Here is a 12,494-nt window from a genome sequence, read left to right on the forward strand (position 1 = left end):
CTTACAAGGGACAACGCGCTTCGCTGACGGACGGCCCAGTCGCTGAGGTTGCTTCGGCAGGGCGTCGCACATCCGACAGGGCGGCCAGCACGGGCTGAACGTGAAAGTGAAAATGGCAGAGCACATGCGGCGTGGCGGCCAGCCTCGCAATCTGCGCGTCCGATAACGCAATCAGGATTTCGGCTATTTCAGGCAACACGCAGAAGCGTGTTGCGCCCGCTATCCTGTCTTCGCGCAACAGATTCTGGACGAGCAGGAGATACGCGAGATTGAAGTCCCGCACGAGATCGAGCATATCGGTCGTACCCATTCCAGCCTCCTGCTGCCAACGTCTGATCCGTGCGCCAGTTGCGTTACGCGGGCTCGGTGCCCTCGTCTGCGCTACACGCTGCCCGTCGCCCGCTGCCGGTCGCCCAGGTTGCCATGGAAGACAGCGCAAGCAGATCCTCGACGCAATCCGACAACTCGCAGAGTTGCTGAAATGACGCGCCGTTTAAACGGTGGAGATGGTGTCGTCTGAGATCGCGTAACGCGTTGCCGAGGCGCCGGATGGCCTCGGGATCGCTGTTCATCAGCGGCCAGCCTCGCAACAGATACGCGAGCGGCATGACGCTTCTGCTTTCGCACCACAGATCGAACAGGCGCAAACACATCGCGTTGATATGCTCGACCGCATTTTCTCGTTCAGACAGATAGGGGACCATGACGACACGCGGAACAGGACGATTGCTGTGTCTTCATCCTATGTGGCCAGTTTTCGCGGTGCTGTCAGGACATGAAGAAATAAAGTCAGGTCAATGCTGAACTTCGGGTCAGGAAATCCTTACGCAAGATGCGGCGGGTCGACTTCGCCAGCGACGCCGGGTGGATCCTCAGCGCGGCCACGATGACCACGCCGCTCACCGCCAGCAACCTGGATTTGCTAGTCATTCACGCACCGGCCGTTGAGCAGAGGCGAAAGGACGTTCTGTTTCCTTTTCAGATGATTCAGCGTCCTGCAGGTGCATGACGGTGCTGGTCAGCGTATCGCCGACGTCACGGGATTTCCTGAAACCACCCTGAAACGTTATTAATTCGGACAGCACGCCGGCCAGTTCCCCGAATGGACTGATTCGGTCAGGCGCTGTGGGCGGCCGATCGTCAACGCGGCGGCAATGTCGCGGGTCGTATCTTCAGACAGACGGGTCGGTGTTTTCAAAAGTGCCGCGCGATGCGCTGCTACTTCAAGTGCTTCTTTCACGGCAGGTCTCTTTGACTTTGGATGAGTCGTCGCCGTCTTTCTCGAACATGTTTTATTTAAGAACTATTAAGGGCTTTGCCAAGGACTCGGCGAGGGGCCGTGGATAGACTGGGCTTCAGTTTTTCTCGCACTTCAAGCGAGTGCGGCCTGTTCTCCCATGTTCACCAAACCTTTAGGAAGTACAAAGCCATGGCAAATCCGAAACTTGAAGTCCTTACGCCTGCAAACTCGCAGATCATCTTCATCGACCAACAGCCGCAAATGGCTTTTGGGGTCCAGTCCATCGACCGTCAGGTGCTCAAGAACAACGTGGTAGGCCTCGCGAAGGCAGCGCGAGTGTTTAACATTCCTACCACTATTACGACAGTGGAATCCGAAAGTTTTTCGGGCTATACGTACCCCGAATTGCTGGACGTATTTCCGGAGCACAAGGTGCTCGAACGCTCGTCCATGAATTCGTGGGACGACCAGAAGGTTCGTGACTCGCTTGCTGCAAACGGCCGGAAAAAGGTGGTGGTGTCAGGTCTGTGGACCGAGGTTTGCAACAACACGTTCGCGCTATGCGCCATGGCCGAAGGTGACTACGAAATCTATATGGTCGCCGACGCGTCGGGTGGCACTTCGAAGGACGCGCATGACTATGCAATGCAGCGAATGATTCAGGCCGGCGTGGTTCCGATGACCTGGCAACAGGTGCTGCTCGAATGGCAGCGCGATTGGGCGCACAAAGAGACTTACAACGAAGTCATGGCGATTGCCAAAGAGCATTCCGGGGCGTACGGGATGGGCGTGGACTATGCCTACACCATGGTGCACAAGGCTCCCCAGCGCGCGGCGGGGACACACGAAGTTCTGGCACCGGTGCCTGCAAAGAAGTAAACAGTCGCGACGAGCGCCCGCTTCCCATGAATAGCTCCGCGCGTGAAAAGCGGAGCGCTCCCTATGAGGATCGCCATGACTTCCAATACTTCCGCGCCGACGCCGGCTGAAGTTGTTTTCTTCAATGGCAAGATCGCCACCCAGGACGACAAGCGCTCTTTTGCCGATGCGCTCGCCGTCGCGAACGGCCGCATTATCGCTTCGGGGTCTCGCGATGCCGTGATGCGTCACGCGAACGACAACACGCGCCACGTCGACCTCAAAGGCCGCACCGTCATTCCCGGTCTGAACGACTCCCACCTGCACATCATTCGCGGCGGGTTGAACTTCAACATGGAGTTGCGCTGGGACGGCGTGCCCTCGCTGTCGGACGCACTCGACATGCTGAAGAAGCAGGTGGCCCGCACGCCGGCGCCGCAGTGGGTGCGCGTGGTGGGCGGCTGGAACGAATTCCAGTTCGCCGAGCGTCGCGGACCCACGCTCGAAGAGATCAATGCGATTGCCCCGGACACGCCGGTGTTCATCCTGCACCTGTACGACAGCGCGCTATTGAACGCAGCGGCGCTGCGGGCGGTCGGTTACACGAAAGACACGCCGAATCCCCCGGGCGGTGAGATCCAGCGCGACAGGCGCGGCAACCCTACGGGCATGCTCATCGCGCGGCCGAACGCCGGGCTGTTGTACGCGACGCTGGCGAAAGGTCCGAAGCTCGCGCCGGAGGATCAGCGCAATTCCACGCGGCATTTCATGCGCGAGCTGAACCGGCTCGGCGTGACGAGCGCGATCGACGCGGGCGGCGGCTATCAGGCCTATCCGGATGACTACGCGGTCATCATGGACATGGCGAAGCACAACGAACTGACCGTGCGTATCGCGTACAACCTGTTCACGCAGAACGCGAAAAAGGAAATCGAAGATTTCGCGAAGTGGGTGAAGATGACGAAGCCCGGCGAAGGCGACGATTTCCTGCGCGTCAACGGCGCCGGCGAAATGCTGGTGTTCTCGGCTGCGGATTTCGAAGACTTTCTCGAGCCGCGCCCGGATTTGCCGGACACGCTCGAAGATGAACTGGAAGCCGTCGTCAAACTGCTGGTAGCGAACCGCTGGCCGTTCCGTCTTCACGCCACTTATAACGAATCGATCGAACGCTTCCTGAATGTATTCGAACGCGTGAACGCCGCGATCCCGTTTAACGGACTGCGCTGGTTCTTCGATCACTGCGAGACCATCACGCAGAAGAATATCGACCGGGTGCGTGCGCTCGGTGGCGGCATCGCGATCCAGCACCGGATGGCCTATCAGGGCGAGTACTTCATTCATCAATATGGCGAAGAGGCCGTGCAGCACACACCGCCTGTCCGTCGCATGCTGGATGCCGGACTTCCCGTCGGCGCGGGAACGGACGCCACGCGTGTCGCCAGCTTCAATCCGTTCGTTTCACTGTACTGGATGGTGTCGGGCAAAACAGTCGGCGGCACCGCGATGTATTCGAGCGCGAACAGGCTGGACCGGATGGAAGCGTTGCGCCGCTACACAGTGGGCAGCGCATGGTTCTCGAATGAGGAAGAACGCAAAGGGGCGCTCGTCCCCGGCCAGTTCGCCGACTTTGCGGTACTGAGCGAAGACTACTTTACGGTCGACGAGAGCCGCATCAAGTTCCTGACTTCGGCGATGACGGTGGTGGGCGGCAAGGTCGTCTACGCCGACGACGAATTCGCGCCGCTTGCGCCGCCTGATCTGCCGGTCAGCCCGTCGTGGTCGCCAGTCGCCGAATTTGGTGGTTATAGCCGTTACAAACCGACCGCGGTTGCATGCGCGGAGGGCTGCGTGAATCTGTGCGGCGTGCATGCCCATGCGCACGGCTGGGCATGGCGCAAGAACGTGCCTGTCAGCGATTCGAACGGATTCTGGGGTGCATTGGGATGTAGCTGTTTCGCGTTCTGATAGATGCCCGATCGGACGGTGCTGCCTGAGGCATGGCGCAAGGCGTGTCCGCCGCGCTGAACTGGAGGAGTCGACATGACGAAAAGCATTGCGGGAGTGGACATTCCCGACGGTGTGATGGCCCAGGCGGCAACCGATCTGATCCGCGGCACGGAGTCCGAGTTGATGTTTCATCATGCGCTGAGAGCATTTCTGTTCGGTGCGCTGACCGGATACCGCGAGCACCTGACGTTCGACGCCGAACTGCTTTATGTCGGCGCGATGTTTCACAACGTCGGACTGAACGTGAAGTACCAGCGTTCGGCGTACCGGTTTGAGGTGGACGGCGCCAACGCCGCGCGTGATTTTCTGCGGCAGCACGTAGTCGCTGACGGTGCGATCCAGGAAGTATGGGAGGCGATCGCGTTGCACACGACGCCGGGCATTCCTGAACACATGTCTCCAGTTGTCGCGCTGCTCAGTGCCGGCGTGCAGATGGATGTTCGGGGCGCTCGCTACAACGAATTTACCGCGCAGGAGCGCGATGAAATCGTGCAGGCCTGGCCTCGCGAATCCGACTTCAAGAAGAAGATCATCGAAGTCTACGCGCGTGGCATGGAGCATCGTCCGGAGACGACGTTCGCGTCGGTGAACGCCGACGTGCTGGATCGGTGGGATCCGGATTACCGGCGGTTGAATTTCTGCGGGCTGGTGCTGGGATCGGACTGGCCGAATTGACGTGTCGTTATAGAAAGGACGATCAGTATGGGCTACATCATTTCGCTGGGAGTCGGCTTCGCTGTCGGACTTCTCTACTGGCTACTCAAGGTGCAGTCGCCGGCGCCTCCGCTGATTGCGTTGGCGGGTCTGCTGGGCATGGTGCTGGGCGAGCACGCCATTCCGGTTGTCAAGGCGCAGCTTTTCGCGCAGACGCAGACGGTTCAGGTCGCGGAGCAGGTGACGGGCGCTGCAGCGCAAAAGCCGATGGTGCCAGGCGCGACGAAGGACGGCGGTTGATGTCGCCGGTGCGTGTCTTTCGCCCCTCGATCAGAGGCGCCTTTTCAAATATTGCTAACGCTACTGGGTAAAAAAATGTTCAAGTCGCTTCATCGGTTCCGTCAACTCGCGCTTCTTTCCGCTGCGATACTGATTGGATTGACGCCTGTTTCATCCGCATTCGCCGACGCCGGTCCGCCGGAGGTGCCGGACGGCAAAGCCGCGCTCGCCGCGAAGCATCCCGACGTATCAGTAGGCGCGCAGTACGACACCGCGCACGTGTATGTCGCTTCGGCCGATCTCGACGCGTTCGTCAACAGCTTTCTCGCGACGTTCGGCGGCAAGGCCTCCCCGCGCGCGGTTTTTACGGTGACGCCCACGCCGAGCAAGACCGCGTCGCAGTATGTGCAGACGCCGGTCGGCATGCTGTCCGTGTTCGGCTTCGAAACGCCGGTTCCGTATCCATTCGGTAATGAGCGAACCGGCTACCTGGTCACCAATATCGATCAGGCCGTGAAGGCGGCGCGTGCGGCGGGTGCCGATGTACTTGTCGACACATTCGATGATCCGATCGGCAAGGACGCGGTCATTCAATGGCCGGGCGGCCTGACGATGCAACTTTACTGGCACACGAAGGCGCCCAGCTATGCACCGTTGCACAGCGTGCCGGATAACCGCGTGTACGTCTCGCGTGACGAAGCGAACAACTTCGTTCGCCGCTGGCTGCACTTTTCGCACGGCAAGGTGGTGTCGGACAACTCGCGCGCGGACGCCGGTGTGATCGGCCGGCCGGGCGAGACGATCCGCGAGATCCGGATCAACTCGGGCTTCGGGCGCATGGTGGTATTCGTCACCGATGGCAAGCTGCCGTTCCCGTTCGGGCGTGAGACGACTGGCTATGGGGTCGACGATGTCGCGCAGACGCTCGAGCGCGCGCAGGCCGCCGGCGCGAAGGTGCTCTATCCGCTGTACAGCAGCGGATCAGGCAAGACAGCCATGCTCGAATTCCCAGGCGGGTACCTTGCTGAAGTGCACGATGGCCGGTAAAGAGCGCGCTGTGACGCTGCTGAAGGCTTGCGTGCGCGTGCGGCGTTGTTCTGCGCTGCGCGCCGCCCGTACCCTGCTGATCGGCACGGGGCTGGCGGTCGCGCTGCCGGCTTCGGCGGCCGATACCGCGCTCGGCGGCGCTGACGATACGTCCACGACGGGCACTGCCGCGACGTCGGCCGCCGCGAGTGCGTCGTGTGCGCGGCCCGTGGTCATGTTCAACCGCTGGCAGGAAAACTGGTCGGCGCTGGCCAATCCGTGTGTGCCGAAACAGCCTTTCGATTCGCTGAAGTACATTCCGCTATTCGGCAATCCCGACGCGTATATCTCGCTGGGCATGGTGCTGCGCGAGCGGCTGGAAGTGAACGACGCGCCGCTGTTCGGACTCGGTACGGCGCACGACGACACGTATCTGCTGCAACGGCTGGAAGTCCACGCAGATGTCCGCCTCGGCCCTCATGTGCAGATCTTCACGCAATTCGAGGACGCGCGCCCGTACGGCAAGAACATGGTCACTCCCGTCGACAAGAACCCGCTGGATTTGCGGCAGGCGTTCGTCGCCATCACCGAGCCGCTAGGTCCCGGCACCGTCAAGTTCCGCGTCGGGCGGCAGGAAATGGCGTTCGACTTGCAGCGCTTCATCTCGGTTCGTGACGGCCCGAACGTGCGTCAGGCGTTTGACGCGATCTGGGCCGACTATGAAACCGGTCCGTGGCGATGGATCGCTTATGCGACGCAGCCGGTGCAGTATCGCGACAACACGGATTTCGATGATGTTTCCAATCGCGATCTGACCTTCAGTGGTGTGCGCGTGGAGCGCAAAGATGTCGGGCCAGGCGATCTGTCCGCGTATTACTCCCGCTACAACCGCAGCAACGCGCGCTTTCTCGACGCGACCGGCGACGAACACCGCGACGTATTCGATGCACGCTATTCCGGCAACGTCAACCATCTCGACTGGGACGTCGAAGCGATGTATCAGTCCGGACATGTCGGCAGCAAGACGATCGGCGCGTGGGCAGTGGGGTCGCTCGCCGGTTACACGCTGGCGACAGTGCCATGGACGCCGCGGGTCGGCATCCAGGTGGATGCCGCATCGGGGGACAGCCATCCGGGAGATGGCCGGGTCGGCACGTTCAATCCGCTCTTTCCGAACGGGTATTACTTCGCGCTGGCCGGCTATACCGGCTACACGAACCTGATTCACGTCAAGCCGTCGCTCATCGTCAAGCCGAACAGCAAGCTGACGCTGCTGGCCGGCGTCGGTCTGCAATGGCGCGAGACCACGGCGGACGCCGTTTACCAGCAAGGATCCGCGGTCGTGCCGGGCACCGCGGGACGCGGCAGCGCCTGGACCGGCTTCTATACGCAGCTTCGCGCCGACTGGGCAGTCACCGCGAATCTCGCCGCGGCGCTGGAAGCCGTGCATTTCCAGGTTGGACAGTCGTTGCGCGAGCTGGGTGCCCGAAACGCCGACTATGTAGGCGCCGAACTCAAATTCGGCTGGTAGAAACCGTATCGCCGGGCACACGTACCCATCCTTCCATCAGCACACGGGCGCTGCGGCTCATGATGGCTTTCGTTACGGTCCAGGCGCCGTTCACCTGACCCGCTTGCGCCCCGACCCGCAGGGTGCCCGACGGATGACCGAAGCGCACTGCTTCGCGTACACCGCCGCCGGCGGCCAGATTCACGAGTGTGCCTGGTATCGCTGCGGCGGCGCCAATGGCCACGGCGGCCGTGCCCATCATCGCGTGATGCAGCTTACCCATCGACATGGCACGCACGAGCAGGTCGACGTCGCCGGCGGCAACCCGCTTGCCGCTGGAGGCAACATAATCGGCTGGACTCGCGACAAAGGCGACTTTCGGTGTGTGCTGCCGGGTCGAGATCTCGTCGATGTGCGTGATGAGTCCCATGCGCACCGCACCGTGCGCCCGTATGGTCTCGAACATCGCCAGCGCGTTCGCATCGCTGTTGATGGCGTCCTGCAGCTCGGTGCCTGTGTAGCCGATTGCCTTCGCGTCCACGAAGATTGTCGGGATGCCGGCAGTGATCATCGTGGCCTTCAACGTGCCGACACCGGGAACCTCGAGATCGTCGACCAGATTACCGGTGGGGAACATCGCGCCGCCGGCGCCTTCCTCCTCCGCCGCTGGATCCATGAATTCGAGCTGCACTTCCGCAGCGGGGAACGTCACGCCGTCGAGTTCGAAGTCGCCGGTTTCCTGCACGGCGCCATGGGTGATGGGCACGCGCGCGATGATGGTCTTGCCGATATTGGCCTGCCAGATGCGCACGATAGCGACGCCGTCTTGCGGAATACGGCTCGCGTCGACCAGTCCGGCACTGATGGCAAAGGGCCCGACGGCGGCGGAAAGATTGCCGCAGTTGCCGCTCCAGTCGACGAACGCCTTGTCGATGGACACCTGCCCGAACAGATAGTCGACGTCGTGATCGGGTTTGCTGCTCTTCGCGATGATGACCGTCTTGCTGGTGCTCGAGGTCGCGCCGCCCATGCCGTCGATCTGCTTGCCGTAAGGGTCCGGGCTGCCAATGACACGCATCAGCAGCGCGTCGCGCGCGGCTCCCGGCGCCTGCGCGGCTTCAGGCAAATCCTGCAGGCGGAAGAATACGCCTTTGCTCGTCCCGCCACGCATGTAGGTGGCGGGAATCCTGATCTGGGGTACGTGGGTCATGAAAATCCTGTCCTGGTGAGACTGGGGCGGTACGTCGATACGTCGATACGTCGCCACACCGCCCGAACACAATGTACTTGACTGTACTAACGCGTTCCCGCATCGCCTGTTCAGGCAGCCTTCGACGACTCGAGAAAGTCCTGCGCAAATCGCTGCAGCACGCCGCCCGCCTCGTAGATCGACACTTCTTCAGCGGTGTCGAGGCGGCAGGTCACGGGCACTTCCACGCGTTCGCCGCTCCTGCGATGGATGACGAGCGTGAGGTCTGCCCGAGGCTTGCGCTCGCCGGTCACATCGAAGGTCTCGGTGCCGTCGATACCAAGCGTCAAGCGGTTGACGCCCGGCTTGAACTCCAGCGGCAACACTCCCATGCCGACGAGGTTGGTGCGGTGAATGCGCTCGAAGCCTTCAGCAACGATCGCCTCCGCACCGGCGAGACGCACACCCTTGGCGGCCCAGTCGCGCGACGAACCCTGGCCGTAGTCGGCGCCGGCGATCACGATCAGCGGCTGCTTGCGCGCCATGTAGGTTTCGATGACTTCCCACATGCGCGTCACCTTGCCCTCCGGCTCGATGCGGGCGAGCGAGCCCGCCTTCACGTTGCCGTTTTCCAGCACCATCTCGTTCTTGAGGGTGGGATTGGCGAAGGTCGCGCGCTGGGCGGTCAGGTGATCACCGCGATGGGTCGCGTAGGAATTGAAGTCCTCTTCCGGCAGGCCCATCTTCGTGAGGTACTCGCCGGCAGCGCTATCTGCGAGGATCGCGTTGGAGGGCGACAGGTGGTCGGTCGTGATGTTGTCACCCAGCACAGCGAGGGGGCGCATGCCCTTGAGTGTGCGCTCGCCAGCCAGCGCGCCTTCCCAGTAAGGCGGACGGCGGATGTAGGTGCTCTGCGCGCGCCAGTCGTACAGCGGGTCGGCTTTTTCGCCGGTGTCGGCAGCCACCGCGAACATCGGCTCGTACACCTTGCGGAACTGCTCTGGCTTCACGCTGGCGGCGACAACCGCGTCGATCTCTTCATCGGAAGGCCAGATATCCTTCAGGGTGATCGGCTTGCCATCGGCGTCCGTACCCAGCACGTCCTTCTCGATGTCGAAACGGATCGTGCCGGCAATCGCGTAAGCGACCACCAGCGGCGGCGACGCGAGGAACGCCTGCCTCGCGTACGGGTGGATACGGCCGTCGAAGTTCCGGTTACCGGACAGCACAGCGGTTGCATAGAGATCGCGGTCCACGATTTCTTTCTGGATCACGGGATCCAGCGCACCGGACATGCCGTTGCAGGACGTGCAGGCATAGGCCACGACGCCAAAACCCAGCTGCTCCAGGTCCGCCAGGAGACCGGCTTCTTCCAGATACAGCGTCACGGCCCTGGAACCCGGCGCCAGTGAGGTCTTCGCCCACGGCTTGCGGGTGAGGCCACGCTGGTTGGCGTTGCGGGCGAGGAGCCCGGCGGCAATCATGTTGCGCGGATTGTTGGTGTTGGTGCAACTGGTGATGGCAGCGATGATCACGGCGCCGTCCGGCATCAGGCCGGGTTCGTTCTCGACCTTGCCGCTGATGCCGCGCGCGGCCAGTTCGGACACCGGCAGACGGCGGTGCGGGTTGGACGGACCCGCCAGCGTGCGCACCACGGTGGACAGGTCGAAACTGAGGACGCGCTCATATTCGGCGTGTTTCAGGCTGTCCGCCCAGAGGCCGGTTTCCTTCGCGTAGCGTTCCACCAGCTTGACCAGTTCGTTGTCACGGCCGGTGAGCGTGAGGTACTTGATGGTCTGCCCGTCGATATAGAACATCGCGGCGGTGGCGCCGAATTCCGGCGCCATGTTCGCGATGGTGGCGCGATCGCCGAGGGTTAGTCTGGCCGTCCCTTCCCCGTAGAACTCGAGGTAGGCGCCGACGACTTTTTCCTTACGCAGGAACTCGGTCAGGGACAGCACCACATCCGTGGCGGTAATGCCCGGGCCCGGTTTGCCCGTGAGCTCGACGCCGACGATGTCAGGCAGGCGCATATAAGAGGCCCGGCCGAGCATCACGCTTTCGGCCTCGAGTCCTCCCACACCGATCGCAAGCACGCCCAGCGCGTCGACCATTGGAGTGTGCGAGTCGGTGCCGACCAGGGTGTCCGGGAAAGCGACGCCGTCTTTCACCTGCACCACCGGGCTCATGCGTTCGAGGTTGATCTGGTGCAGGATGCCGTTGCCCGGCGGAATGACGTCGACGTTGCTGAACGCCTTTTTTGTCCAGTTGATGAAATCGAAGCGGTCTTCGTTGCGCCGGTCTTCGATCGCGCGGTTCTTCGCGAACGCGTCGGGATCGAAGCCGCCGCACTCGACAGCCAGCGAGTGGTCCACGACCAGCTGCGTCGGCACGACCGGGTTGACCATGGCCGGATCGCCGCCCTGGGCGGCGATCGCGTCGCGCAGGCCGGCGAGGTCGACGAGAGCGGTCTGGCCAAGAATGTCATGACACACCACGCGCGCCGGGAACCAGGGAAAGTCCAGCTCACGCCTGCGTTCGATGATCTGCACAAGCGAAGCGGTCAGAAAGGCCGGGTCGCAACGGCGCACGAGGTTCTCGGCCAGCACGCGCGACGTGTACGGGAGCTTGTCGTAAGCGCCCGGCTGGATCGCCTCGACCGCGGCACGCGTGTCAAAGAAATCCAGCTGGGTGCCGGGCAGCGGTTTTCGGTTTGCAGTATTCATGACTTTGGGGACAAAGACAGTAATGGTGAGGGGGCATGGCCGGGCGTCACGGTCAGTTGCCCCCAGTTCCGGATCAGTGCTTCTGGATCGGCGCGAACCTTGCGTTTTCCGGCCCGGCGCTGGCCCGGTGTTCGTCCCGCGCTGGCCCTATCCGCTTGCTGCGGGCCGGGGCGGGAGAGTGCATCGAGAGGTTCACGCCGGGGCCCGTCAATCAGGCCGTTGTGCGCCATTTCGAGGGCGCGCTCAGTGCCGTTTCTGTGTTTGAAGAGGCAATGATATCAACGAGAACTTTAACATCGGCGTTTAGACGCGCTTCGCCAGCGGCACGAACGGCAGGTCGTCCGGCCCGGTGTAGTTTGCGCTGGGGCGGATGATCTTGTTGTCGATGCGCTGCTCGATGATGTGCGCCGCCCAGCCGGACGTGCGCGAGATCACGAAGAGCGGCGTGAACATGGCCGTTGGCACGCCCATCATGTGATACGACACCGCGCTGAACCAGTCGAGATTCGGGAACATCTTCTTCGCGTCCCACATGACTGATTCAAGCCGCTCGGCGATATCGAACATCTTCGTATTCGACGCGTCTTTCGAGAGGCTCTTCGCCACTTCCTTGATGACCTTGTTGCGCGGATCGGAGATCGTGTACACCGGGTGGCCGAAGCCGATCACGACTTCCTTGTTCTCGACGCGGCGGCGGATGTCCGCTTCGGCTTCATCGGGTGTCTGGTAACGCGACTGGATCTCGAACGCGGCTTCGTTGGCGCCGCCGTGCTTCGGGCCGCGCAACGCACCGATGGCGCCGGTGATCGCCGAGTAGATGTCCGAACCCGTGCCCGCGATCACGCGACCGGTAAAGGTCGACGCGTTGAATTCATGCTCGGCGTAGAGGTTCAGCGATATATGCATCGCCTCGACCCACGACTTCGACGGCTCGACGCCGTGCAGCAGATGCAGGAAGTGGCCGCCAATCGAATCGTCGTCGGTTTCGACCTCGATGCGTTTGCC

General features: G+C 62.2%; 12 protein-coding genes. 6 read left to right on the forward strand and 6 right to left on the reverse strand.

The window, feature by feature from the left end; translation table 11 throughout:
* Position 1 precedes the first annotated feature (1 nt).
* The 3 genes from P3T16_RS09415 to P3T16_RS09425 all read right to left on the reverse strand — a co-directional run bounded on the left by P3T16_RS09415 (position 2) and on the right by P3T16_RS09425 (position 930).
* Positions 2-310: a flagellar transcriptional regulator FlhD gene (locus P3T16_RS09415; RefSeq protein ID WP_429342034.1), complete on the reverse strand. Its 309-nt coding sequence runs from the start codon at positions 308-310 to the stop codon at positions 2-4.
* Positions 311-353: 43 nt separating this feature from the next.
* On the reverse strand, positions 354-704 hold the full coding sequence (locus P3T16_RS09420; protein ID WP_429342035.1) for a hypothetical protein: 351 nt from the start codon (positions 702-704) through the stop codon (positions 354-356).
* Positions 705-789: 85 nt separating this feature from the next.
* Complete coding sequence (locus P3T16_RS09425; protein WP_429342036.1) at positions 790-930, reverse strand: hypothetical protein; 141 nt, start codon at positions 928-930, stop codon at positions 790-792.
* 499 nt (positions 931-1,429) lie between these two features.
* Here P3T16_RS09425 and P3T16_RS09430 point away from each other — a divergent pair, with 499 nt between their 5' ends.
* From P3T16_RS09430 to P3T16_RS09455, 6 genes are all read left to right on the forward strand, one after another.
* Positions 1,430-2,119: a hydrolase gene (locus P3T16_RS09430; RefSeq protein ID WP_429258632.1), complete on the forward strand. Its 690-nt coding sequence runs from the start codon at positions 1,430-1,432 to the stop codon at positions 2,117-2,119.
* Between the two features lie 75 nt (positions 2,120-2,194).
* Positions 2,195-4,063, forward strand: coding sequence for an amidohydrolase (locus tag P3T16_RS09435; RefSeq protein WP_429342037.1), 1,869 nt, complete (start codon positions 2,195-2,197; stop codon positions 4,061-4,063).
* 75 nt (positions 4,064-4,138) lie between these two features.
* Entirely contained in the window at positions 4,139-4,780 is a 642-nt protein-coding gene (locus tag P3T16_RS09440) for a phosphohydrolase (RefSeq protein ID WP_429342038.1), read from the forward strand.
* 27 nt (positions 4,781-4,807) lie between these two features.
* Positions 4,808-5,059: a DUF1427 family protein gene (locus P3T16_RS09445; protein ID WP_429258635.1), complete on the forward strand. Its 252-nt coding sequence runs from the start codon at positions 4,808-4,810 to the stop codon at positions 5,057-5,059.
* A 75-nt stretch (positions 5,060-5,134) separates the two neighbouring features.
* Positions 5,135-6,085, forward strand: coding sequence for a glyoxalase (locus tag P3T16_RS09450; protein WP_429342039.1), 951 nt, complete (start codon positions 5,135-5,137; stop codon positions 6,083-6,085).
* Positions 6,075-7,595: an alginate export family protein gene (locus P3T16_RS09455; RefSeq protein WP_429342063.1), complete on the forward strand. Its 1,521-nt coding sequence runs from the start codon at positions 6,075-6,077 to the stop codon at positions 7,593-7,595. Before P3T16_RS09450 ends, P3T16_RS09455 begins: the two co-directional genes overlap by 11 nt.
* Here P3T16_RS09455 and prpF read toward each other — a convergent pair.
* From prpF to P3T16_RS09470, 3 genes are all read right to left on the reverse strand, one after another.
* A complete protein-coding gene (gene prpF, locus P3T16_RS09460; RefSeq protein ID WP_429258638.1) occupies positions 7,579-8,784 on the reverse strand; it encodes a 2-methylaconitate cis-trans isomerase PrpF in 1,206 nt (401 codons plus the stop codon). The genes P3T16_RS09455 and prpF overlap by 17 nt on opposite strands.
* A gap of 110 nt (positions 8,785-8,894) precedes the next feature.
* The gene (acnD, locus tag P3T16_RS09465) at positions 8,895-11,489 is read right to left on the reverse strand and encodes a Fe/S-dependent 2-methylisocitrate dehydratase AcnD (protein ID WP_429342040.1); all 2,595 of its coding nucleotides are present in this window, start codon (positions 11,487-11,489) and stop codon (positions 8,895-8,897) included.
* Positions 11,490-11,792: 303 nt separating this feature from the next.
* Positions 11,793-12,494, reverse strand: a 702-nt coding sequence (locus P3T16_RS09470; RefSeq protein ID WP_429342041.1) for a citrate/2-methylcitrate synthase, incomplete at its 5' end; no start/stop codon positions are given.

The organism is Paraburkholderia sp. GAS42, from assembly GCF_050436565.1.
Taxonomy (GTDB): Bacteria; Pseudomonadota; Gammaproteobacteria; order Burkholderiales; family Burkholderiaceae; genus Paraburkholderia.